Genomic DNA, 23014 nt, shown 5'->3' on the forward strand with positions numbered 1-23014 from the left:
AGTCGATGTTGTCCTAATAAGCGTAGCGCATCAGGCATCTTACTTTCGTCTCAGTCTCAATTACTGCGGGAACCACTGATCGCTGATTTTCTGATATGTACCGTCTGCTTTAACGGCTGCCAGTGCGTTATTCAGTTTCTCCAGCAGAGCTTTGTTATCCGGACGTACAGCGATGCCCAGACCGGTGCCGAAGTACTGCGGATCGGTTACTTTCTCAGTCGCAACGCCCAGTTGCGGATTGGTTTTCAGCCACTCATTAACTACCGCTGTATCACCAAATACCCCATCAATACGACCATTTTTCAGGTCGATAAATGCATTCTGATAACTGTCATAAGAGACGGTTTTCACTTCCGGATGCTGATCCTGAATATATTTCTGGTGGGTAGTGCCGTTTTCCATACCAATACGTTTACCTTTCAGGTCGGCAAAAGTCTTATAGGTATCTTTTTTGGCAATCACAACGGCTGAGTTTTCGTAATAGGGGGTGGTAAAGGCGACCTGTTTGCTACGTTCCGGTGTGATGTCCATCCCGGAAATCACTGCGTCATATTTTCTGAATTTCAGTGACGGGATCAGGCTGTCGAAAGCGTGATTAGTAAAAGTACATTCTGCCTGCATTTGTTTGCATAACGCTTTTGCCAGATCGATATCAAAGCCGACGATCTGGTTATTTGCATCCATCGATTCGAATGGCGGATAAGTGGCAGAGACGCCGAAATTGATTTTCTCTGCGGCAGAAGCGCCGAATGCACAGGATGCAAGTAATGCGGCAAGAACTAGCTTTTTCATGATGGAACTCCCGTCTGTCAATCTTATGATTATTAGCCGTGTCTGCGGCATGGATTTACAATGCCATCAAATGAATTTATATGCAATAAATATGATTAAATAGTTTGCGAGAGATAAAAAAAGACGGACAACTTAGTGGGTTGTCCGTCTTCATTATAAGGATTTATGCACTATGTGTGCCGGATAAGGCGTTTACGCCGCATCCGGCACAGGCACCGTGCAGGTGTCTGATGCGACGCTGGCGCGTCTTCTCAGACCTACAAAACCCCCCGGCGAATGTGTACGCAGTCACATTAATTCCGACGTTCAAATGCCAGTGCTTTACGCTCAATCAGACGCATCATCAGCGTCAGCAGGCCGTTGACGACGAGGTAAATAATCCCCGCCGCGCCAAACACCATTACGTCGTAGGTGCGTCCGTACAGTAACTGGCTGTAGCCCATCACTTCCATTAGCGTAATGGTGTATGCCAGAGAGGTACTTTTGAACACCAGCACCACTTCGTTGGAATAAGACGAGAGCGAGCGTTTAAAGGCATACGGCAGAAGGATCGCCAGCGTATCTTTTTTGCTCATTCCCAGCGCGCTACAGGACTGCCATTGACCTTCCGGGATCGCGCGAATCGCCCCGTAAAACAGCTGCGTGGTATACGCTGCACTGTTCAGCGACAATGCAATTAGCGCACACAGCCACGGTTCCGACAGCAAATGCCACAGCGCCGGATACTCCTGCAACGTCGGAAACTGACCTGGTCCGTAGTAAATCAGGAAGATTTGCACCAGCAGCGGTGTACCGGTAAACAGCGTGATATAACCACGCACCAGCCACACCAGCACCGGCGTTTTTAGCGTCAGGATGATGGTAAAAATCAACGCCAGAATCAGCGCCACAATCAGCGAGGCAACCGTCAGGGTCAGGCTGGTATGCAGCCCTTTCATCAGTTCGGGTAAATACTCAAGCATCAGCCAGGTCTCCGCTCAAAACGTGTCGCGCGCAGGTCAATGCGTTTGAGAATGTACTGGCTCAACAGGGTAATCACCAGGTAAATCGCCGCCGCCACAATGTACCAGGTAAACGGTTCCTGGGTACGGGTGGCGATGCTTTTGGTTTGCAGCATTAAATCATTCACACTAATCAAACTGACCAGCGCGGTATCTTTCAGCAGTACCAGCCACTGGTTGCCGAGACCAGGCAGCGCATGACGCCACATCTGCGGCATCACCAGACGGAAAAAGATAGCCGATTTCGACAGCCCCAGCGCCTGACCCGACTCCCACTGACCCACCGGCACCGCTTTCAGTGCGCCACGCAGAGTTTGCGAAGCATAAGCGGCATACAGCAGTGACAGAGCGATAACACCGCAAAGGAACGGACTGACATCGAAGTTTTCAATCTGCATCTGCACCGGGATCTCTACAATCCCAAGATTGATGGTGAAGCCATCCGCAAGCGTCAGCAGTAACTGCGAGGAGCCAAAATAGATAAACAGCACCACCAGAATTTCTGGCAGGCCGCGCAGAATCGTCACCAGCGCCGAACCTGCCCATGCAACAGGGCGCCATTTTGCTGACTCCCATACTGCAAAGAACATCGCCAGCGCCAGTCCGACAATCAATGCACAAACGGCAAGGCCGACGGTCATCCCGGCGGCGCTTGCTAAAGGAAAAAATTCATTCATCAGGAATTACTTCTGGAACCATTTGTTGTAGATGGTTTCGTAAGTGCCATCTTTCTTCACTTTTTCCAGCGCAGTATTAAATTTCTGCTGCAGTTCAGTGTTGCCCTGACGTACTGCGATGCCGAGGCCAGTACCGAAGTAATCTTTATCGGTCACTTTGTCGCCCACTGCCGCCAGTTTCGGGTTATCTTTCAGCCATTCGGTTACTACTGCGGTGTCACCGAATACACCGTCGATACGCCCGTTTTGCAGATCCAGTTTTGCGTTCTGGTAGCTGTCATACGGAACTGTGGTGATTTCCGGATGCTTATCCATAATGAATTTTTGGTGTGTCGTCCCGTTCTGCACACCGACTTTCTTGCCTTTCAGCTGATCAACGCTGGTGTATTTACCTTGCTGACCCACAAACAGGGCGGAGTTGTCATAGTACGGAGTGGTGAACAGCACCTGTTTTTCACGCTCTGGAGTGATATCCATACCTGCCATAACGGCGTCCACACGGCGGAATTTCAGACTCGGGATCAGGCTGTCAAATGCCTGGTTGGAGAAAGTACAGGTTGCATCAATCTCTTTACACAGCGCCTGTGCGAGGTCGACGTCAAAACCGACGATCTGGTTATTCGCGTCTATAGATTCAAACGGAGGATAGGAGGCTTCGGTAGCAAAACGAATGGTTTCGGCAGCTGTGGCGGAAAGACTAAAACCTGCAATTAACGCGGCAATCAGAACTTTTTTCATTGTCGTTATCCCGAATCTTTAGTGAGAGAGATAGTTTTTAAATGCTTCGGTTTGCGGCTCGGTAAAGCAGCGCGCGTCGCCTTGTTCAACGATGTGACCGTTTTCCATATACACCACACGGCTGGCGGTTTTACGCGCCACTTCAACTTCGTGGGTGACGATCACCTGGGTAATATTGGTCTCCGCCAGCTCACGAATGATGCTGACGATTTGTGCCGTAATTTCCGGATCCAGCGCGGCGGTCGGTTCATCAAACAGCAGTACCTGCGGCTCCATCATCAGCGCACGGGCAATAGCAACACGTTGTTGCTGACCACCAGAAAGGTGCAGCGGGTAACGATCGCTATAAGGTTTGAGACGCAGACGCTCCAGCAGTTTTTCTGCACGAGCCAGCGCCTGATCTTTACTCAAGCCGAGTACGCGGCATGGCGCTTCGATCAGGTTTTGCTGTACGGTGAGATGCGGCCACAGATTGTATTGCTGAAACACCATGCCGACGTTGCGACGCAGGTCGCGAATCGCTTTGTCTGACGGTGTTTTGGTGAAATCGAAATGGTTGCCTGCAATGTTGAGCGTACCGGAGCGCGGCATCTCAAGCAGATTGAGTACACGCAGCAGCGAGCTTTTCCCCGCGCCGCTGGGGCCAAGTAACACCAGCGTTTCGCCCTGCGGGCAATCCAGCGTGATATCGAACAGCGCCTGATGTGCGCCGTAGAAGCAATTAATGCCGTTTAATTGAATACTCATTGACACTCGTATACTGGCAGTCTGATAGCTATTGAGGTCGAAGATAGTACCTTTGACAGAATAATTATGCAATATTTCTGCTTTAAAAGTTAAAAGCAAAGCGCATTATTCAATAAACATAGCACAAAATAACGGGGGCGTTGTTCGGCGAGCATAAATGTCGGCATTCCTCTCAGAATGCCGGACAATTTATGGGGGTTATAATCTAATCAAGGGATTAACGATTCTCAATGGACTGGCGTAATGTCCCCGCTTTGGCGTGAACGCTGCCACCTAAATAGCGCACATCGTCGATGACCCAACACTGGCCTTCCTGAATCATCAGCACCTCATCCTGCCAGCTCTGGTCGCCTTGTTTCAGATCCACGCGCAGCGGAATATTACGTGCATCGCGATTCGGGATGGTAGAAGCACTGGCGACGCGGGCGCTGTCTGGCAAGGTGGTACGACTGGAGAAGGGATCGCTGCTTAACAATTCGCGTTGGTTGTTATCGCGGCTGGCATCACTGAGCAGTGCCGCCAGTTTGTCACTCAAGTACGGACGCAGAGCGGTAATGTCGTTACTGCGATGCTGAATACGGTAGTCATAGAATTGCTGAGCCACGCTGTCAGGGCCGCCCTGGACGCAAGAACCTGTGCGGGAGCCGTTGTCTTTATAGGCTGGCGTGACGGTGGTGCAAGCACTGAGTAACAGTGCGCAAGGGATAAGCATGGTCAATTTGCTGTAGCGCATAATGATTTCCTTATAAGCGAACACCTTGAAAGCGTTCTACGATAATAATGATATCCTTTCAATAATAGCGTATCAGTCCGATAATGCTTTTGAGATCGAAGGCTTAGCAAACAAGGAGATCGATCATGCAATTTTCCACAACCCCAACACTTGAAGGTCAGACCATCGTTGAATATTGCGGTGTGGTGACGGGCGAAGCGATTTTAGGCGCCAATATTTTTCGTGATTTCTTTGCCGGTATCCGCGATATCGTCGGCGGTCGTTCAGGGGCTTACGAAAAGGAACTGCGCAAAGCCCGGGAGATTGCGTTTGAAGAATTAGGCTCCCAGGCACGGGCGCTGGGAGCGGACGCAGTGGTTGGCATTGATATCGACTACGAAACTGTCGGGCAAAACGGCAGTATGCTGATGGTCAGCGTCAGCGGAACGGCGGTGAAAACACGTCGATGAGAAGCGTTTTCTGGCTGGTTGCGGCGATCCTGTTACTGGCAGGGTGTGCAGGCGAAAAAGGCATTGTCGAGAAAGAGGGATACCAACTCGATACCCGACGCCAGGCGCAGGCGGCATATCCCCGTATTAAAGTGCTGGTGATCCACTACACGGCGGATGATTTCGACACGTCGCTGGCGACGCTGACCGATAAAAAAGTCAGCTCGCACTACCTGGTGCCAGCTGTGCCGCCGCGTTTCAACGGCAAACCGCGTATCTGGCAACTGGTGCCGGAGCAAGAACTGGCCTGGCACGCGGGGATCAGCGCCTGGCGCGGGGCGACGCGGATTAACGATACCTCTATTGGCATTGAGCTGGAAAATCGCGGCTGGCAGAAATCAGCGGGGGTGAAATATTTTACGCCGTTTGAACCAGCGCAAATTCAGGCGCTCATTCCCCTGGCGAAAGATATTATCGCCCGCTATCACATCAAACCAGAAAACGTAGTGGCACATGCGGATATTGCCCCACAGCGCAAAGACGATCCTGGTCCACTGTTCCCGTGGCAGCAACTGGCGCAGCAGGGGATTGGTGCCTGGCCGGATGCATCGCGCGTTAGCTTTTATCTGGCCGGGCGCGCGCCCCACACGCCGGTAGAAACCGCATCGTTGCTTGAGCTTTTGGCACGCTACGGCTATGACGTAAAACCTGAAATGACGCCGCGCGAACAGCAGCGAGTGATTATGGCGTTTCAGATGCATTTCCGCCCGACGTTATATAACGGCGAAGCGGATGCAGAAACTCAGGCGATTGTCGAAGCGTTGCTGGAGAAATACGGTCAGGATTAGCGCGGCAGTTTTCCGTGGTCGCGCAGCCAGGCGGCAGTTTGCTCAATACCTTCATTTAGCGTGATGATCGGCTGATAACCTAACTCTTCCTGCGCACGCGTAATATCCAGCGTAAAGTCAAAATTCAACTTGGAGACGCCGTAATGGGTCAGCGGCGGCTCTTTTGCTGACTTGCGTCCTAAACGCTCCATACTGCGGGCAATCATATCCAGCATCGGGTAGGGGACGGAACGAATACGACAGTCAATATTCAATTCGTCGATCAGCTTCTGCACGATGCTGCGCAGTGTGCGATGTTCGCCGTTGGTGATGTTGTACACACGCCCGGAAGGCAACTTATCGCACGCTTCCTGACTCGCCAGCCACATAGCGTGCACGGCATTTTCATAGTAGGTCATATCGACCAGCGCGCTGCCGCCGTGGGGTAACAGGATGCTGCCGTAGTGGTGCATCATATGCGCCAGACGGGGAATAAAAACTTTATCGTGCGGGCCGAACAGACTTTGTGGGCGCAGAATAGTAAAGCGCGTCTGTGGGTTGGTCTGCGAAAGCATATTGATCACCTCTTCGCTGGCGGCTTTGCTGCGGGCAAATTCGTTGGCGAAGCGGTGAGGGCGAAAATCTTCTTTGATATCGCGATGGTGGTGATAATCGAAGTACAGGGAGGGTGAAGAGATATGAATAAAGTTACGTACACCCCAGGCGACAGCCCATTCGCCCAGGCGGCGAGTGGCACGAACGTTTGCCAGATCGAAAGCCTGCTGCGTTCCCCACGGCGAGGTAAAGCTGGAACAGTGCCACAGTGTATCAATGCCCGCGAGCATCACCTTCGCCTGCGATGAGACCAGCTCAGTCAGATCCGCATGGACAAACTCTGCACCTATTTTTTCCAGCAATTTGCCCATCGCTTCGTTGCGACCGGTTGCTCTCACACTGATGCCTTTCCGGCATAAAAACTCAACCGCGTTTCGACCTAAACCGCTGGTGGCGCCGGTAACCAGTACCTTCATATCATTCCACTGTTGTTGATAAAACGACGAGCGCATTCTTCCGTGATTTCCTCCTTGATGCAATGGGAAACGTGAAAGAATAACGCAGGTTTTTTTCGATTAATCTGTGCTTTGTTCTGCAAGTCTGGCGATTCGTTTTGCCATGCCGCGAAAAATAAACAGATGTGCTGGGATCATCAGTAGCCAGTAAAACAACCCTGGCATACCGTGAGGATGCCAGAAGGCGCGTACATCAATAGTGCGATAGTCGCCTTTATCTTCCAGTGTAAAACACAGTCTTCCCAGCCCCGGCGCTTTCATGCCAAATAACAGGGTAAGTTGTTTTTCCGGTTCGACGATAATCACTTTCCAGCTATCCACCGCATCGCCTGTTTGCAGATATTCCCGTGCGGGGCGACCTTTCGCCAGTTTGTGACCTATCGCGCGATCCATTAGCGCCCGGGTCTGCCACAAAATATTGCCAAAGAAATAACGCTCTTTACCGCCGATTTGATTCACCACCTGCCATAAAGCCTGAAGGCTGGCGGAAGTTTTAACGGTAAACCCCGCCTGTTTGGCGAAATAACCGTATTCTGGTCGCCAGCGGGCAAAGGCCTGAGCGTCGTATCCCCAGTCGCTGGAGTTGACCAGTTTTTCTTCCTCTTTCAACGTGCTACGTACCGCATCATCGAAAGCGATCAGCGGTTGTGGAATGAGTGCACGTAACGCGGTGTCATCTGCTAACAGATCGTGTTTCAGCCCCTGAATCAACGCTTTGGCGGTGGTGGGCGGTACGGAAGTAATCACATTGAGAAACCATACCGAAATCCAGCGGGTGGGAAAGGGGATGGGGATCAACCAGCGGCGCTTACCGCTTACGGTCATAAAATGTTCAAATTGTTGTTGATAACTGAGCACCTCTGGTCCGGCAGCTTCGAAGATGCGGTGTTCGCTGGCCGGATGGTCCAACAGCGCCACCAGATAGTGCAGCAGGTTTTCCAGCGCGATGGGCGTGGTGCGTGAACGAACCCAGCGCGGCGGGGTTAGCACTGGCAGGTTGTATACCATATCGCGCATGACTTCGAACGCCGCTGAACCTGCGCCAACGATAATTCCGGCACGCAATTCGGTCACCGGGACACCCGCTTCACGAAGAATGTCCGCCGTAGCCTGACGGGCGCGCAGATGGTCTGACTGCTCATGTGGCGGGGCTTGCAGTGAACTGAGGAAGATTAATTGCTTAACCGGCACTTTGCGCAGCGCATCGCGGACGTTGAGAGCCACCTGGCGCTCCTGCGCGATAAAATCGCCGCCTTCGCCCATGCTGTGCACCAGAAAATAGACGGTATCGATATCCTGCAATAGTGCCGGTAGGTTATCCGGCCAGCTAAGATCGACTTTATGGCAACTGACATTAGCCAGTTGCAGCTTCGAAAGTCTGTCGACGTGACGTGCCGCCGCCAGGATCTGATGCCCCTGCTGGCTGAGTGTGCGCACCAGATGCTGACCAATGTAGCCACTGGCACCGAGAACTAAAATGCGTTGCGGCACGTCTCTCTCCTTAACGCGTCAGGAAAGCGCGCCAGTGGGCGGCGACTTCCGCCAGTTGTTCGCGCGAGACGTCAAGATGCGTCACCAGGCGGACAATCGGCGAGGCGTTGATCAGTACGTTTCGCGCTTTCATGTATTCACCTAACGCGGCAGCTTTTTCTTCCCCGACGCGGACAAACAGCATATTAGTGTCCTGACGCATCACATCCGCGCCTGCTTCACGCAACTGCTCCGCCATCCAGGCGGCGTTGTCGTGGTCTTCCTGCAACCGTGCAACGTTGTTTTTCAGCGCATACATCCCGGCGGCAGCCAGAATGCCGGACTGGCGCATCCCGCCGCCGGTCATTTTCCGCCAGCGGATGGCGCGTTTAATATAATCACGATTGCCGACCAGTAACGAACCGACTGGCGTACCAAGACCTTTCGACAGACAAATGGTGAACGAATCACAATATTGCGTGATCTCTTTCAGTTCGCAGCCGTAAGCCACTACGGCATTAAAGATGCGCGCGCCGTCAACGTGTAGCGCCAGATTACGCTCGCGGGTAAATTCCCATGCCTGTTTCAGGTATTCACGCGGCAGCACTTTGCCGTTGTGGGTGTTTTCCAGACTGAGTAATTTGGTGCGGGCGAAGTGAATATCGTCGGGTTTGATTTTCATCGCCACTTTATCCAGCGGTAGCGTGCCGTCGGCAGCAGCGTCGATGGGTTGCGGCTGAATACTGCCCAGCACCGCAGCGCCACCGGCTTCAAACAGATAATTATGCGCGGCCTGACCGACAATATACTCTTCGCCACGTTCGCAGTGACTGAGCAGAGCGACCAGGTTAGCCTGGGTGCCGGTCGGCAGAAAGATGGCGGCTTCTTTACCGGAAAGCTCTGCGGCGTAGTCCTGCAAAGCATTAACGGTAGGGTCGTCTCCGTAAACGTCGTCCCCTACCGGGGCGGCCATCATCGCTTCGAGCATGGCGCGGCTCGGTCGGGTTACGGTATCACTGCGTAAATCAATCATGGCATGTCCTTATTTATGACGGGAAATGCCACCCTTTTTACCTTAGCCAGTTCGTTTTCGCCAGTTCGATCACTTCATCACCGCGTCCGCTGATGATCGCCCGCAGCATATACAGGCTAAATCCTTTGGCCTGTTCAAGTTTGATTTGCGGCGGAATGGCTAATTCTTCTTTGGCAACCACCACATCCACCAGCACCGGGCCGTCGATGGAGAAGGCGCGTTGCAGTGCTTCATCGACTTCAGACGCTTTTTCTACGCGAATACCCGTAATGCCGCACGCTTCGGCAATGCGGGCAAAGTTGGTGTCGTGCAGTTCGGTGCCGTCTGTCAGGTAGCCTCCGGCTTTCATCTCCATCGCCACAAAGCCCAGCACGCTGTTGTTAAAGACGATAATTTTCACCGGCAGTTTCATCTGCACTACTGACAGGAAATCGCCCATCAACATGCTAAAACCGCCATCGCCGCACATGGCGACCACCTGACGTTCCGGCTCCGTCGCCTGAGCACCCAGCGCCTGTGGCATGGCATTAGCCATTGAACCGTGGTTAAACGAACCTAACAGGCGACGCTTGCCGTTCATTTTCAGATAACGCGCTGCCCATACTGTTGGCGTACCTACGTCACAGGTAAAGATGGCGTCATCGGCAGCAAAATGGCTAATTTGCTGCGCCAGATATTGTGGATGAATGGCTTTCTCGCTCGGTTTAGCTAAATCGTCCAGCCCTTTTCGGGCATCGCGGTAATCTTCCAGCGCCTTATCGAGGAACTTGCGATCGGTTTTTTCTTCCACCAGCGGCAGCAATGCACGCAGAGTCGATTTGATATCGCCGACCAGTGCCATATCCACCTTGCTGTGTGCGCCAATGCTCGCTGGGTTGATATCAATCTGAATAATTTTGGCATCGGTCGGGTAGAACGCGCGGTAGGGGAACTGGGTGCCGAGCAGCACTAACGTGTCGGCGTTCATCATGGTATGAAAACCTGACGAGAAGCCGATTAATCCCGTCATTCCGACATCATATGGATTGTCGTATTCGACATGTTCTTTACCGCGCAGGGCATGGACGATTGGCGCTTTAATTTTTCCGGCAAACTCGACTAACTCTTTATGCGCCCCCGCACAGCCGCTGCCGCACATCAGGGCGATATTGCTGGAGTAACGCAGTAGTTGCGCCAGTTTGCGTAACTCTTCTTCTTCCGGTGTAACTACCGGCTGTGGCGCATGATACCAGTGCGAGGTCGCCCCTTCTGGCGCAGGTTTTAACGCCACGTCGCCCGGTAAAACGACAACGGAAACGCCACGGTTAAGCACCGCTTTGCGCATGGCAATCGCCAGCACTTGTGGGATCTGCTCCGGGCTGGAAACCAGCTCGCAATAGTGACTACATTCGCGGAATAACTCTTGCGGGTGGGTCTCCTGGAAATAGCCGCTGCCAATTTCGCTGGAAGGGATGTGGGCGGCAATCGCCAGTACCGGAACGTGATTACGATGACAATCGAACAGGCCGTTGATTAAGTGAAGGTTGCCGGGGCCGCACGATCCGGCACAGACCGCCAGTTCTCCTGAAAGTTGCGCTTCAGCGCCAGCGGCAAACGCCGCCACTTCTTCATGGCGGGTGGACATCCACTCGATGGTGCCCATGCGATTAAGACTGTCACTAAGACCGTTCAGAGAGTCGCCTGTGACTCCCCAGATGCGTTTCACGCCTGCCGATTCGAGTGTTTTGGCGATATAAGCTGCAACCGTTTGTTTCATGGTTCTCCATCTCCTGAATGTGATAACGGTAACAAGTTTAGTAGATGCTGCCTGTTGCGCTGGCTGAATACTGATATTTCTGTTGCTTTTAATCCGGGAATCGCCAAGGCTGATGCGAATGGCATTTTTACGATAAAAGGAGTTAATTCAGATGGTTACACCAATGTTAAATGCAGTGAACCGGATGCTGACGCATGAGGATTTTGGCAAATTATTGTTACGCCTGGCGGTGGGAGGATTGATGCTTTTCCACGGGATACATAAGTTATTTGCCGGAATTGACGGTATTAGTGGAATGCTGGTTGCAAAAGGTTTTCCTGGCTTTATTGCCTACGGCGTACTGATTGGGGAAGTGGTTGCGCCGATATTGATTATATTCGGTATTTTGACGCGACCTGCCGCATTGGTTATCGCCCTGACAATGGTCGTGGCGTGGTTGATGGTGGGAATGGGAAAAACAGGGATGCTGGATAAAACCGGAGCCTGGGCGATTGAAAGCCTGGTTTATTTCTTTATTGCAGCTCTCGCCGTCGCTTTTCTTGGTGCCGGACGTTATGCCGTGGCGGGTAATTCTGCCTGGCGATAATTCCTTAAAAAATGCCCGGCTAAGTTTGCCGGGCATTAAACTTTAGGCGAGCACCATATCCCCCTGCGGATGACATGAACACGCCAGTACGTAACCTTCAGCGATTTCGGCGTCGGTCAGCGTCATGGTGCTGCTCACCGTATATTCACCGGAAACCACTTTTGTCTTACAGCAGCCGCAAACACCCGCACGGCAGGCGGCGACAACCGGAACTTTGTTGCTTTCCAGCGCCTCCAGCAGCGTGGTGCCAACCGGTGCGTAAAATTCTTGCGCCGGTTGCAGTTTGGTGAATTTCAGACCGCTGGTCGCCGCTTCCGCCACTGACGTAAAGAATTTCTCTTTAAAGAAACGTGTCACGCCAAGCGTCTTCACTTCCTGTTCCACCCAATCCATATACGGCGCCGGGCCACAGGTCATCACAGTACGCGAAGCCAGGTCAGGAACGCTTGCCAACAGTTCGCGAGTGAGACGCCCAGCGATAAAGCCCTCACTGACGTTATTTTCTGCCACCAGCGTCACCGGATAATTACGCCACTCATCGGCGAAAATGACGTCCTGCGGCGTACGCACGTTGTAGATCACCTGTACATCTGCCTGCGGACGATTTTTCGCCAGCCAGCGACGCATCGACATAATCGGCGTGACGCCGCAGCCGGCCGCCAGTAACAGGAATTTATCTTCAGATTTATCGTCGCAGGTAAATTCCCCCATCGCGTCCGAAAGCCAGAGATAGTCACCGCGTTTCACTTCGCGGGTCAGCCACTGGGAACCGACACCGTCATCAATCCGCCGCACGGTCAGGGTGATGTATTCACTCACACCAGGTGTGGAGGAGATGGTATAAGCACGCAGCGTTTCGGCTGAGTTTCGCACGCTGACCAGCGCATATTGCCCGGCGCGATACGGATAGTAATCGTGGCAAATCAGGGAAATCGTCCACACATCCGGCGTTTCTTGCTTAATGTGATGAACCTGCATCCGCCACGGGCATTGATTCGTTGGCATCGTCATCGACAAACTCCTTACGCGCTCAACAGTTGCTTCATGTCTTCTTCAACAGTGGTGATAGAACGCAGGCCGAATTTCTCATTCAGCACCGCCAGCAGGTCTGGCGTCAGGAAACCAGGTGCAGTCGGGCCGGTGACGATATTTTTCACGCCCAGAGAAAGCAGTGTCAGCAGAATGACAATCGCTTTCTGTTCAAACCAGGAGAGCACCAGCGACAACGGCAGATCGTTGACACCGCATCCCAGTTTTTCTGCCAGCGTTACCGCCAGAATAATCGCCGAGTATGCATCGTTACACTGACCGGCATCCACCAGACGCGGCAGACCTTCGATATCGCCAAACTCAAGTTTGTTAAAGCGATATTTACCACAGGCGAGGGTCAGGATCAGGCAGTCATCCGGCACGCTGGTGGCGAAATCGGTGAAGTAGTGACGTTCGCCGCGTGCGCCGTCACAGCCGCCAAGCAGGAAGATATGACGCAGTTTTTCGCGGCTGACCAGATCAATCAGCGTATCCGCCGCGCCAAGCAGCGTCTGGCGACCAAAGCCCACAGTGATCAGGTGCGGAATTTCGCTGTACGGGAAGCCCGCCATTTGTTGCGCCTGGGCGATAACCGCAGAGAAATCTTCGCCATCCAGATGACGCACACCCGGCCAGCCAACAATACTGCGGGTCCAGATACGATCGTCATAAGCGCCCACGGTTGGGTCGATGATGCAGTTAGAGGTCATCACGATGGGACCAGGGAAGCGAGCGAACTCAACTTGTTGATTCTGCCAGCCGCTGCCGTAGTTACCGACCAGATGTTTGAATTTACGCAGTTCCGGATAGCCATGCGCTGGCAGCATTTCGCCGTGGGTGTAGACGTTAACGCCCGTGCCTTCGGTCTGTTCCAGCAGGTTGTAGAGATCTTTGAGATCGTGACCGGAAATCAGGATGCATTTACCCGCCGTCGCTTTCACGTTGACCTGAGTTGGCGTCGGGTGACCATATTTACCGGTTTCGCCTGCATCCAGAATGCTCATCACTTTGAAGTTCATCTGACCGATTTCCATTGAACATTCGAGAAGTGCGTTCATATCGGAAGGCCAGGTTCCCAGCCATGCCATGATTTTATGGTACTGGGCGTAAATATCGTTGTCGTATTGACCGAGAACGTGTGCGTGTTCCATATAGGCCGCCGCACCTTTCAGGCCATACAGGCAGAGCAGACGCAGGCCGAGAATGTTTTCGCCAATCGCCGCTTTATCTTTGTTCGGAGTAAATTCTGCTGCCTGACGTTGCAGTTCGCCGAGATCGTCGCTCGCCAGTTGTAAGTCCGCCATCGGATTATCGACGTGGGCGTTGGCATCTACAGCCAGGCATTGTGCTTTCAGCGCCTCGCGCAGGGCAATCGCTTCACGAGCGTAGCCGACAATACGCGGAGAATCGAAGTTAACGTTGGTCAGGGTTGAGAAAAATGCGCGTGGCGCAAAGCTGTCTACATCGTGGTTGATGATGCCGTATTCACGCGCTTTTACCGCCCAGGCCGAAAGCCCTTGCAGCGCCGCGATGAGTAAATCCTGAAGGTCAGAGGTTTCCGCCGTTTTACCACACATCCCCTGCGCGTATGAGCAGCCGTTTCCTGCCGGAGTACGGATAGTTTGTTCACATTGCACACAAAACATGATCACACCTTTTAAAGTTATATTTAATATACATGTTTAAGGTTAAGACTCTTCAAGACGGGATAAAAGGGGTTTTTCATGCAACTTTAAGGGAGATTGATTTAGCGCAATTTTGGCGGCAGGGATCTACCGCCAGAGAGGTATTACGCAGAGAAAAGGGCGATCAGAATTGGCACTAACAGACTAAGAATAAAACCGTGAACAATCGCCGCTGGAACCATCTCCAGCCCGCCTGTCCGCTGAAGCACGGGCAGGGTGAAATCCATTGATGTGGCACCGCACAAACCCAGTGCCGTTGAGCGACTGCGACGGATAAGACCGGGGATTAACATAATGGCGATTAGCTCACGAGTCAGATCATTAAAAAACGCCGCGCTTCCGATTACCGGCCCAAAAGATTCGGTCAACAAAATACCGGAAAGAGAATACCAGCCGAAACCGGAGGCCATTGCCAGCGCGGTATTGATGGGGAGATCAAGAATAAAGGCGTTAATTAAGCCACCAATTAAAGAACTGGCAACCACCACCACAGCGACAATCATTCCCCGGCGATTAAGGACAATCTGCTTTAAGGTCATGCCATTATTGCGTAGCTGAATACCGACGAGAAAAAGTAACAGAATTAAGGTGTATTCGCTGGCTTCAGTGGCGTGTTGTAAGAAACCTAATCCGCTAAGGCCAATGGCAAAACCAATTACGACTACGCCGCACAGTTTTAGCGACTCCAGCGCCATCGCAATACGTGACGGGAGTTTTTCTTGCTGATGGTGATTACGCCACGGCAAACCGCGCTCCAGCCACATAAGGGCGGCAATATTACACAGTAAAATAACGGTAATACTGACGGCAGAATAATGCAGAATCGCCAACAGGTTACTGGCGAGGTTATCGAGAAACGCCAGACTGATACCCATAAAAAAGAGAATAAGGTAAACCATCCAGCTTAATAGCTGATTAATAACTTTTAATGCAGCTTTTTGGCGAAGCGGAATGAGGTAACCCACAATCAGGGGAACCAGAATGATTAACAGCCCAGAAAACATGAAAACCCAGTCCTTGCAAAGAAAGAAGTCGAAATGCGCGATGACACACTACTGAAAGCGGAAGGACGAGTAAAGTTGCAATTAAAAGGAAATGTTATGCACAAGAAGGGGACTGCGTTGAGCTTAAAGATCTCGTCATTCTATTTGAGAGCTTAACATTGTTGCACTCCTTTCATGTGCAATGCCATATAAAGCCACTGGTGCAAGGAGCGCGCAGGGGGCGGCCAGTCGCCGCCGCCCCCTGCACCCCCGGGCTCTGGCGAACAAAATCGCCGCTGCGCGGTGCCTTCAGCTTATCCCCTTCGGCTACCGGGTCGGGCGCGAGGTAACGTCCCTGTAAGACGCGCCCTCAGCCCACATCCATGTGGGCTGCCCCGGCCTTCGGGGAACGCTTCAGCGATTTTGACGCCACCAACACCCGTGCGGTTTGTAACGTCGAAGATAAAACAATCAGGGCAGATAAAATGCCAATGCTAATTAATCACGTTTTTCCAGCAGAGTACGGTAAATCAGACCACCGATAATACCGCCGACAATTGGCACCACCCAGAAGAACCACAGTTGTTCTAATGCCCAACCGCCCTGGAAGATAGCAACCGCAGTACTGCGCGCCGGGTTAACGGAAGTGTTAGTCACCGGAATACTGATTAAGTGAATCAGTGTTAATGCCAGACCAATGGCAATGGGTGCAAAACCCGCCGGAGCGTATTTGTCGGTTGCACCGTGGATCACCAGCAGGAAACCCGCACTCAGTACCAGTTCAACCACCAGTGCAGAAAGCATGGAATAACCGCCCGGTGAATGCTCGCCATAACCGTTAGAAGCAAAACCGCTGGCTGCCGCGTCAAATCCAGCTTTGCCGCTGGCAATTAAATACAGCAATGCCGCCGCCACAATACCGCCGACAACCTGGGCAATCACATAGCCAACGACTTCTTTTGCCGGGAAACGACCGCCAGCCCATAAACCAATAGTGACTGCCGGGTTAAAATGACCACCAGAAATATGACCGACAGCGAAGGCCATGGTCAGTACGGTCAGACCAAAAGCCAGCGCGACACCAGCAAAACCAATGCCTAATTCCGGGAACGCTGCTGCCAGCACTGCGCTACCGCAGCCACCAAATACAAGCCAGAAAGTACCAAAACATTCAGCTGCTAATTTTCTGAACATATCCACCTCAATTAAAAATTGACCCTGTGAAAAATATGGTCGTTTTATAGGGTCGTCGTAAAAAAGTGACGACAGAAATAATGCGTGGGTATTTTAAAAACGAAGGCGAGTCATTCGCCAGATAAATAAATCCAGTAATTTTGATTTAGGGCAATAGTCAGTTCCCTCATATAGTCATTTGCCTGATTGACATTGTAGTGCAAACAACTGAATTAAGCCTTTGGTGGTAACAAAAATAATTCATAAGCTAATTATTTGATTTCGTTGTTTTTTCAGGGGGATCGTTAAGAGGGTATATAACACAATTATTCGCTCATTTTTCAGTCATTTGCCATGCTTAATTGTGCTGTCATCACGTATTGTCACCGTCTTTCTCGTTATACTGCCGGAGTAGAAGATAAATAACATATTTCTGGAGGGGATATGATTCTTGAGCGCGTTGAAATTGTGGGTTTTCGCGGTATCAACCGTTTATCGTTGATGCTGGAACAAAACAATGTCCTGATTGGGGAGAACGCGTGGGGTAAATCCAGCTTGCTGGACGCTTTAACCCTGCTGTTATCGCCAGAGTCAGATCTCTACCATTTTGAGCGCGACGATTTCTGGTTTCCGACGGGAGATATCAATGGGCGGGAACATCATCTGCATATCATTTTGACCTTCCGCGAATCGCTGCCAGGCCGACATCGGGTGCGCCGCTATCGTCCGCTGGAAGCGTGCTGGACGCCGTGCGCCGATGGCTATCACCGTATTTTTTATCGCCTGGAAGGGGAGAGTGCGGAAGACGGCAGTGTGATGACACTCCGCAGTTTTCTCGATAAAGACGGACATCCGATTGATGTCGAGGATATTAACGATCAGGCACGCCATCTGGTGCGTTTAATGCCGGTGCTGCGCTTGCGTGATGCCCGTTTTATGCGCCGTATTCGTAGTGGCACGGTGCCAAATGTCCCCAATGTGGAAGTCACCGCACGCCAGCTCGATTTCCTCGCCCGTGAGTTATCCTCGCATCCACAAAATCTCTCTGATGGGCAGATTCGTCAGGGACTTTCGGCAATGGTGCAACTGCTTGAGCATTATTTCTCTGAGCAGGGAGCCGGACAGGCGAGATATCGTTTAATGCGGCGGCGAGCCAGCAATGAGCAACGAAGCTGGCGATATCTGGATATCATCAACCGGATGATTGACCGGCCTGGAGGTCGCTCGTATAGGGTTATTTTGCTCGGCCTGTTTGCCACTTTATTGCAGGCAAAAGGTACATTACGGCTGGATAAAGACGCCCGTCCATTATTGCTGATAGAAGATCCAGAAACCCGTTTACACCCCATTATGCTTTCCGTTGCCTGGCATCTGCTGAATCTTCTGCCATTGCAACGTATTGCTACAACCAACTCTGGCGAGCTGCTTTCGTTAACACCGGTAGAGCATGTTTGCCGTCTGGTGCGTGAATCTTCTCGCGTTGCCGCCTGGCGTCTGGGGCCGAGTGGCTTGAGTACTGAAGATAGCCGACGCATATCCTTTCATATTCGTTTTAATCGTCCGTCATCGCTGTTTGCTCGCTGCTGGTTGCTGGTGGAAGGGGAAACAGAAACCTGGGTTATCAATGAACTGGCGCGCCAGTGTGGACACCATTTCGATGCCGAAGGGATCAAGGTCATTGAATTTGCCCAGTCCGGGCTAAAGCCACTGGTTAAATTTGCCCGGCGAATGGGGATTGAATGGCATGTACTGGTCGATGGTGATGAAGCAGGGAAGAAATATGCCGCTACGGTACGCAGCCTGTTGAATAACGATCGGGAAGCTGAACGAGAACATTTAACGGCGTTACCGGCGCTGGATATGGAACATTTTATGTATCGCCAGGGATTTTCCGATGTGTTCCACCGCGTGGCGCAGATCCCGGAAAATGTGCCGATGAATCTGCGCAAAATTATCTCGAAGGCGATCCATCGCTCTTCCAAACCCGATCTTGCCATTGAAGTGGCAATGGAGGCCGGCCGTCGTGGTGTGGAATCCGTACCGACGCTGCTGAAAAAAATGTTCTCACGCGTGCTGTGGCTGGCGCGCGGTCGGGCAGATTAACCGCGAAACATCGTTGCCATCTGTGGCTGAATGGCGTCGAGCATCTCATAGCGCCGACGGTATTCAGCTCGTTTTTTACTGGCGATTTCGGCAACTTCTTTTCGTGCTATCAGTGCCGGAAGGCGGTAATGGCGTTCAGCATCACATACGCCGCCAACCGATTCCCAGAAAGCGTTGTAATCTGCATGGATCTTGCCTTCTTTATCGCGATAACGCAGGCTGCGGTAAATATGCGTTTCATTACTGACGGCAATGATTTGCTCTACCTGTAAACGTTGGGCAAACAGGCAGGCAGCTTCCATCACGAGGCGTTTTGGAAATAGCCCGTGGCAGGCTTTCGTCGCATTCTGAATTTCCTGATGCGGAATTTCCCATTTCGCACCTTGCAGTCCACCAATAAACATCGTTCTTTTCCCCTGATATTCACACAGGGTAAAAGTGATCTCTGCCAGAGGAATACCTTCACTGTTGCGGAACAGGATTGTGCTGTCACCTTCTTTATCCATTGAGATCATCATGGTCAGCTCAAGCGTGAACGGCTCACCATTTTTACCTTCCAGCTTCGCCAGTTGCAGGCCGGGGGTATTCAAATATAAGCTGAATTCTTCTGCCGACATACACGCACGCAGCAATGCATAATGGTAACGTAGCGCCTCGAGTAATTGCTTACGGCTAAGATTGGCGGCAAGGTAAGGGCGATGCAGACGAACAGGCAGTCGCGGCTGGCGTGTTAACAGCGTATTGAGATTAGGCCAGTGGGATAGTTCGTTCATCCATTCAACGCTTAAGCGCGGCATAATCAACGAGCGCAGCAAAAATTTCTGACGAAAGCTACGTCGGTGCCAGAATTTACCTGGTCGACACTGTCCGCGTGCCAGACTAAGAAAAAGAGACAGGCTGCTGAGAGATTCAGATGGCGTAAAGGACCGTTCAGTTAGCTGCGACATATTCATGAAATCAATGGTTGTACATGACGCCGATTTCACCATTGCGTATCTTAACCAAACATCAATAGTGTGATTACTAACGTAAATTTTAGGGTTTTGTTGATATTTCGTTGAAGTTGATGACCCGGATTGGCATATGGAGTATTCAGAATATTTATGAAAAATCGGAGAACCGTGAAGAAACGTTACGTTATTGCGCTGGTGATAGTCATCGCCGGGCTGATTGCGTTATGGAGAATTCTCAACGCGCCCGTGCCGACTTATCAGACACTGATTGTTCGCCCCGGTGATTTGCAGCAAAGCGTACTGGCGACCGGAAAGCTGGACGCGCTGCGTAAGGTTGACGTGGGCGCGCAGGTTAGCGGTCAGTTGAAAACGCTGTCGGTGGCGATTGGCGATAAAGTTAAAAAAGATCAGCTTTTAGGGGTTATTGATCCTGAGCAGGCTGAAAACCAGATCAAGGAAGTGGAAGCAACACTGATGGAGCTGCGCGCGCAGCGGCAACAGGCGGAAGCGGAGTTGAAACTGGCGCGGGTGACGTATTCACGTCAACAACGTCTGGCGCAAACGCAGGCGGTTTCACAACAGGATCTCGACACCGCCGCGACGGAGATGGCTGTGAAACAGGCGCAAATCGGCACTATTGACGCGCAAATCAAGCGCAATCAGGCCTCTCTCGACACCGCTAAAACCAATCTTGATTACACCCGCATCGTTGCCCCGATGGCTGGGGAAGTCACGCAAATCACCACTCTGCAAGGTCAGACGGTGATTGCCGCACAACAAGCACCGAACATTCTGACGCTGGCGGATATGAGCACCATGCTGGTAAAAGCGCAGGTTTCTGAAGCGGACGTCATTCACCTGAAGCCGGGGCAAAAAGCCTGGTTTACGGTGCTTGGCGATCCGCTGACGCGCTACGAAGGGCAGATTAAAGACGTGCTACCGACGCCGGAAAAGGTTAACGACGCCATTTTCTACTATGCCCGTTTTGAAGTCCCAAACCCCAATGGTTTGCTGCGACTGGATATGACCGCACAGGTTCATATTCAGCTCACCGATGTGAAAAACGTGCTGACGATCCCTCTGTCAGCGTTAGGCGATCCGGTTGGTGATAATCGTTATAAGGTTAAATTGTTGCGTAATGGTGAAACACGCGAGCGTGAAGTGACGATTGGCGCACGTAACGATACCGATGTTGAGATTGTCAAAGGGCTGGAAGCGGGCGATGAAGTGGTGATTGGTGAGGCCAAGCCAGGAGCTGCGCAATGACGCCTTTGCTCGAATTGAAGGATATTCGCCGCAGCTATCCCGCTGGGGATGAGCAGGTCGAGGTGCTGAAGGGCATCAGCCTTGATATTTATGCCGGTGAGATGGTGGCGATTGTCGGCGCTTCGGGTTCTGGTAAATCGACCCTGATGAATATTCTCGGCTGCCTGGATAAAGCCACCAGCGGCACCTATCGCGTTGCCGGCCAGGATGTTGCCACACTGGACGCCGATGCGCTGGCGCAACTGCGCCGCGAGCATTTTGGCTTTATTTTCCAGCGTTACCATTTGCTTTCGCATTTAACCGCCGAGCAGAACGTTGAAGTACCCGCCGTCTATGCCGGTCTTGAGAGGAAACAGCGACTGCTGCGCGCCCAGGAGTTACTGCAACGACTGGGGCTGGAAGACCGCACAGAATATTACCCTGCGCAGCTTTCCGGCGGTCAGCAACAGCGCGTCAGTATCGCGCGGGCATTGATGAACGGCGGGCAGGTGATCCTTGCCGATGAACCGACCGGCGCACTGGACAGCCATTCTGGCGAAGAGGTCATGGCGATCCTGCATCAGTTACGCGATCGCGGGCACACGGTGATTATTGTCACCCACGATCCGCAGGTCGCTGCTCAGGCCGAGCGGGTGATCGAAATTCGCGACGGCGAAATCGTGCGCAATCCGCCCGCTATTGAAAAGGAGAATGTTGCTGGCGGGACGGAGCCTGTAGTCAAAACGGCGTCTGGCTGGCGGCAGTTTGTCAGCGGTTTTAACGAGGCGCTGACGATGGCGTGGCGGGCGCTGGCAGCGAATAAAATGCGTACTTTACTGACCATGCTGGGGATTATTATCGGTATTGCGTCGGTGGTTTCTATTGTCGTGGTGGGCGACGCCGCCAAACAAATGGTGCTGGCGGATATTCGTTCTATTGGTACGAATACTATTGATGTCTATCCCGGGAAAGATTTTGGCGATGACGATCCGCAATATCAACAGGCGCTGAAATACGACGACTTAATCGCTATTCAAAAACAGCCGTGGGTCGCCTCTGCCACCCCCGCTGTCTCGCAAAACCTGCGCCTGCGTTATAACAATGTTGATGTAGCTGCCAGTGCCAACGGCGTGAGCGGCGATTATTTCAATGTCTATGGCATGACCTTCAGCGAAGGCAACACCTTTAATCAGGAGCAACTCAACGGTCGCGCGCAGGTCGTCGTTCTCGACAGTAATACCCGCCGTCAGCTTTTCCCGCATAAAGCGGATGTGGTTGGCGAGGTGATTCTGGTTGGTAATATGCCAGCGAGGGTCATCGGCGTAGCGGAAGAAAAACAGTCGATGTTTGGTAGCAGTAAAGTGCTGCGCGTGTGGTTGCCTTACAGCACGATGTCCGGGCGAGTTATGGGACAGTCGTGGCTTAACTCAATTACCGTAAGAGTGAAAGAAGGCTTTGACAGCGCCGAGGCGGAACAGCAACTGACGCGTTTGTTGTCGCTGCGTCACGGCAAAAAGGATTTCTTCACCTGGAACATGGACGGCGTCTTGAAAACCGTCGAAAAGACCACACGTACTTTACAACTGTTTCTGACGCTGGTGGCGGTGATTTCGCTGGTGGTCGGAGGCATTGGTGTAATGAACATTATGCTGGTGTCAGTGACCGAGCGAACGCGGGAAATTGGCATTCGCATGGCTGTGGGGGCGCGAGCCAGCGATGTACTGCAACAGTTTCTGATCGAAGCCGTGCTGGTTTGTCTGGTGGGTGGCGCGTTGGGGATCTCTCTTTCGCTGTTAATCGCTTTCACCTTGCAGCTTTTTTTACCCGGCTGGGAAATTGGCTTTTCTCCGTTGGCGCTGCTGCTGGCGTTTCTTTGCTCGACCATTACCGGGATTTTATTCGGCTGGCTGCCTGCGAGAAATGCGGCACGGCTGGATCCAGTGGATGCTCTGGCGCGAGAGTAGTATTTGAGATAAAAATGCCAG

21 protein-coding genes are annotated in these 23014 nt (G+C 52.2%); 6 read left to right on the forward strand and 15 right to left on the reverse strand.

Features of this window, described 5'->3' with window-relative positions; genetic code table 11:
* Positions 1-60: 60 nt before the first annotated feature.
* The 6 genes from artJ to A7Z06_RS16035 all read right to left on the reverse strand — a co-directional run bounded on the left by artJ (position 61) and on the right by A7Z06_RS16035 (position 4688).
* Positions 61-792, reverse strand: coding sequence for an arginine ABC transporter substrate-binding protein ArtJ (gene artJ / locus A7Z06_RS16010; RefSeq protein WP_010347547.1), 732 nt, complete (start codon positions 790-792; stop codon positions 61-63).
* A 293-nt stretch (positions 793-1085) separates the two neighbouring features.
* Entirely contained in the window at positions 1086-1754 is a 669-nt protein-coding gene (artM, locus tag A7Z06_RS16015) for an arginine ABC transporter permease ArtM (protein ID WP_000895401.1), read from the reverse strand.
* Positions 1754-2470 (reverse strand): arginine ABC transporter permease ArtQ, encoded by a 717-nt coding sequence (gene artQ / locus A7Z06_RS16020; protein WP_001001682.1) that lies wholly within the window; start codon positions 2468-2470, stop codon positions 1754-1756. The genes artM and artQ overlap by 1 nt, the downstream gene beginning before the upstream one ends.
* A gap of 6 nt (positions 2471-2476) precedes the next feature.
* On the reverse strand, positions 2477-3208 hold the full coding sequence (gene artI, locus A7Z06_RS16025; protein ID WP_000756564.1) for an arginine ABC transporter substrate-binding protein ArtI: 732 nt from the start codon (positions 3206-3208) through the stop codon (positions 2477-2479).
* Positions 3209-3226: 18 nt separating this feature from the next.
* Complete coding sequence (gene artP, locus A7Z06_RS16030; RefSeq protein WP_000027204.1) at positions 3227-3955, reverse strand: arginine ABC transporter ATP-binding protein ArtP; 729 nt, start codon at positions 3953-3955, stop codon at positions 3227-3229.
* Between the two features lie 217 nt (positions 3956-4172).
* The gene (locus tag A7Z06_RS16035) at positions 4173-4688 is read right to left on the reverse strand and encodes a lipoprotein (protein WP_010347551.1); all 516 of its coding nucleotides are present in this window, start codon (positions 4686-4688) and stop codon (positions 4173-4175) included.
* Positions 4689-4813: 125 nt separating this feature from the next.
* Between A7Z06_RS16035 and A7Z06_RS16040 the strand changes: the two genes are divergently transcribed.
* Positions 4814-5137 carry a heavy metal-binding domain-containing protein gene (locus tag A7Z06_RS16040; protein WP_001160737.1) on the forward strand — a complete coding sequence of 108 codons (324 nt, stop codon included), beginning with the start codon at positions 4814-4816 and terminating at the stop codon, positions 5135-5137.
* Positions 5134-5964, forward strand: a complete 831-nt coding sequence (amiD, locus tag A7Z06_RS16045) for an N-acetylmuramoyl-L-alanine amidase AmiD (RefSeq protein WP_001258030.1) — start codon at positions 5134-5136, stop codon at positions 5962-5964. Before A7Z06_RS16040 ends, amiD begins: the two co-directional genes overlap by 4 nt.
* On the opposite strand, the gene A7Z06_RS16050 is transcribed toward amiD, so the two are convergent.
* The 4 genes from A7Z06_RS16050 to poxB all read right to left on the reverse strand — a co-directional run bounded on the left by A7Z06_RS16050 (position 5961) and on the right by poxB (position 11272).
* A complete protein-coding gene (locus A7Z06_RS16050; protein ID WP_024165209.1) occupies positions 5961-6974 on the reverse strand; it encodes an NAD-dependent epimerase/dehydratase family protein in 1014 nt (337 codons plus the stop codon). The genes amiD and A7Z06_RS16050 overlap by 4 nt on opposite strands.
* A 99-nt stretch (positions 6975-7073) precedes the next feature.
* Positions 7074-8504, reverse strand: a complete 1431-nt coding sequence (locus A7Z06_RS16055; protein ID WP_001136568.1) for an SDR family oxidoreductase — start codon at positions 8502-8504, stop codon at positions 7074-7076.
* A 10-nt stretch (positions 8505-8514) separates the two neighbouring features.
* Positions 8515-9516 (reverse strand): low-specificity L-threonine aldolase, encoded by a 1002-nt coding sequence (ltaE, locus tag A7Z06_RS16060; RefSeq protein WP_000566396.1) that lies wholly within the window; start codon positions 9514-9516, stop codon positions 8515-8517.
* A gap of 37 nt (positions 9517-9553) precedes the next feature.
* Complete coding sequence (poxB, locus tag A7Z06_RS16065) at positions 9554-11272, reverse strand: ubiquinone-dependent pyruvate dehydrogenase (RefSeq protein ID WP_000815342.1); 1719 nt, start codon at positions 11270-11272, stop codon at positions 9554-9556.
* Between the two features lie 151 nt (positions 11273-11423).
* On the opposite strand from poxB, the gene A7Z06_RS16070 reads away from it, so the two are divergent.
* On the forward strand, positions 11424-11858 hold the full coding sequence (locus A7Z06_RS16070; RefSeq protein WP_000258529.1) for a DoxX family protein: 435 nt from the start codon (positions 11424-11426) through the stop codon (positions 11856-11858).
* Positions 11859-11900: 42 nt separating this feature from the next.
* Here the strand turns inward: A7Z06_RS16070 and hcr are convergent, their stop codons facing one another.
* From hcr to aqpZ, 4 genes are all read right to left on the reverse strand, one after another.
* Positions 11901-12869, reverse strand: coding sequence for an NADH oxidoreductase (gene hcr / locus A7Z06_RS16075; RefSeq protein WP_000178650.1), 969 nt, complete (start codon positions 12867-12869; stop codon positions 11901-11903).
* Positions 12870-12880: 11 nt separating this feature from the next.
* Positions 12881-14533: a hydroxylamine reductase gene (gene hcp / locus A7Z06_RS16080; RefSeq protein WP_000458798.1), complete on the reverse strand. Its 1653-nt coding sequence runs from the start codon at positions 14531-14533 to the stop codon at positions 12881-12883.
* Positions 14534-14676: 143 nt separating this feature from the next.
* Positions 14677-15576 carry an L-lysine exporter LysO gene (gene lysO, locus A7Z06_RS16085; RefSeq protein WP_105279492.1) on the reverse strand — a complete coding sequence of 300 codons (900 nt, stop codon included), beginning with the start codon at positions 15574-15576 and terminating at the stop codon, positions 14677-14679.
* 477 nt (positions 15577-16053) lie between these two features.
* Positions 16054-16749: an aquaporin Z gene (gene aqpZ, locus A7Z06_RS16095; RefSeq protein WP_010347562.1), complete on the reverse strand. Its 696-nt coding sequence runs from the start codon at positions 16747-16749 to the stop codon at positions 16054-16056.
* A gap of 423 nt (positions 16750-17172) precedes the next feature.
* Between aqpZ and A7Z06_RS16100 the strand changes: the two genes are divergently transcribed.
* Complete coding sequence (locus tag A7Z06_RS16100; protein ID WP_000599824.1) at positions 17173-18831, forward strand: ATP-dependent endonuclease; 1659 nt, start codon at positions 17173-17175, stop codon at positions 18829-18831.
* Here A7Z06_RS16100 and A7Z06_RS16105 read toward each other — a convergent pair.
* The gene (locus tag A7Z06_RS16105; RefSeq protein WP_137598424.1) at positions 18828-19784 is read right to left on the reverse strand and encodes a VirK/YbjX family protein; all 957 of its coding nucleotides are present in this window, start codon (positions 19782-19784) and stop codon (positions 18828-18830) included. The two genes, A7Z06_RS16100 and A7Z06_RS16105, sit on opposite strands and share 4 nt — an antisense overlap.
* Positions 19785-19934: 150 nt before the next feature.
* Between A7Z06_RS16105 and macA the strand changes: the two genes are divergently transcribed.
* Both macA and macB read left to right on the forward strand, forming a co-directional pair.
* Entirely contained in the window at positions 19935-21050 is a 1116-nt protein-coding gene (macA, locus tag A7Z06_RS16110; RefSeq protein ID WP_000797455.1) for a macrolide transporter subunit MacA, read from the forward strand.
* Positions 21047-22993: a macrolide ABC transporter ATP-binding protein/permease MacB gene (macB, locus tag A7Z06_RS16115; protein ID WP_000188131.1), complete on the forward strand. Its 1947-nt coding sequence runs from the start codon at positions 21047-21049 to the stop codon at positions 22991-22993. The genes macA and macB overlap by 4 nt, the downstream gene beginning before the upstream one ends.
* Positions 22994-23014 lie beyond the last annotated feature (21 nt).

The sequence above is a fragment of the Escherichia sp. MOD1-EC6819 genome (assembly GCF_002965765.1).
Classification (GTDB): Bacteria; Pseudomonadota; Gammaproteobacteria; order Enterobacterales; family Enterobacteriaceae; genus Escherichia; species Escherichia ruysiae.

Excerpts from the sequence above, each read along its gene's own strand:
- artJ (WP_010347547.1), bottom strand. The coding sequence starts at position 792 with ATGAAAAAGCTAGTTCTTGCCGCATTACTTGCATCCTGTGCATTCGGC.
- artM (WP_000895401.1), bottom strand. The coding sequence starts at position 1,754 with ATGCTTGAGTATTTACCCGAACTGATGAAAGGGCTGCATACCAGCCTG.
- artQ (WP_001001682.1), bottom strand. The coding sequence starts at position 2,470 with ATGAATGAATTTTTTCCTTTAGCAAGCGCCGCCGGGATGACCGTCGGC.
- artI (WP_000756564.1), bottom strand. The coding sequence starts at position 3,208 with ATGAAAAAAGTTCTGATTGCCGCGTTAATTGCAGGTTTTAGTCTTTCC.
- artP (WP_000027204.1), bottom strand. The coding sequence starts at position 3,955 with ATGAGTATTCAATTAAACGGCATTAATTGCTTCTACGGCGCACATCAG.
- A7Z06_RS16035 (WP_010347551.1), bottom strand. The coding sequence starts at position 4,688 with ATGCGCTACAGCAAATTGACCATGCTTATCCCTTGCGCACTGTTACTC.
- A7Z06_RS16040 (WP_001160737.1), top strand. The coding sequence starts at position 4,814 with ATGCAATTTTCCACAACCCCAACACTTGAAGGTCAGACCATCGTTGAA.
- amiD (WP_001258030.1), top strand. The coding sequence starts at position 5,134 with ATGAGAAGCGTTTTCTGGCTGGTTGCGGCGATCCTGTTACTGGCAGGG.
- A7Z06_RS16050 (WP_024165209.1), bottom strand. The coding sequence starts at position 6,974 with ATGAAGGTACTGGTTACCGGCGCCACCAGCGGTTTAGGTCGAAACGCG.
- ltaE (WP_000566396.1), bottom strand. The coding sequence starts at position 9,516 with ATGATTGATTTACGCAGTGATACCGTAACCCGACCGAGCCGCGCCATG.
- poxB (WP_000815342.1), bottom strand. The coding sequence starts at position 11,272 with ATGAAACAAACGGTTGCAGCTTATATCGCCAAAACACTCGAATCGGCA.
- A7Z06_RS16070 (WP_000258529.1), top strand. The coding sequence starts at position 11,424 with ATGGTTACACCAATGTTAAATGCAGTGAACCGGATGCTGACGCATGAG.
- hcr (WP_000178650.1), bottom strand. The coding sequence starts at position 12,869 with ATGACGATGCCAACGAATCAATGCCCGTGGCGGATGCAGGTTCATCAC.
- hcp (WP_000458798.1), bottom strand. The coding sequence starts at position 14,533 with ATGTTTTGTGTGCAATGTGAACAAACTATCCGTACTCCGGCAGGAAAC.
- lysO (WP_105279492.1), bottom strand. The coding sequence starts at position 15,576 with ATGTTTTCTGGGCTGTTAATCATTCTGGTTCCCCTGATTGTGGGTTAC.
- aqpZ (WP_010347562.1), bottom strand. The coding sequence starts at position 16,749 with ATGTTCAGAAAATTAGCAGCTGAATGTTTTGGTACTTTCTGGCTTGTA.
- A7Z06_RS16100 (WP_000599824.1), top strand. The coding sequence starts at position 17,173 with ATGATTCTTGAGCGCGTTGAAATTGTGGGTTTTCGCGGTATCAACCGT.
- A7Z06_RS16105 (WP_137598424.1), bottom strand. The coding sequence starts at position 19,784 with ATGAATATGTCGCAGCTAACTGAACGGTCCTTTACGCCATCTGAATCT.
- macA (WP_000797455.1), top strand. The coding sequence starts at position 19,935 with ATGAAAAATCGGAGAACCGTGAAGAAACGTTACGTTATTGCGCTGGTG.
- macB (WP_000188131.1), top strand. The coding sequence starts at position 21,047 with ATGACGCCTTTGCTCGAATTGAAGGATATTCGCCGCAGCTATCCCGCT.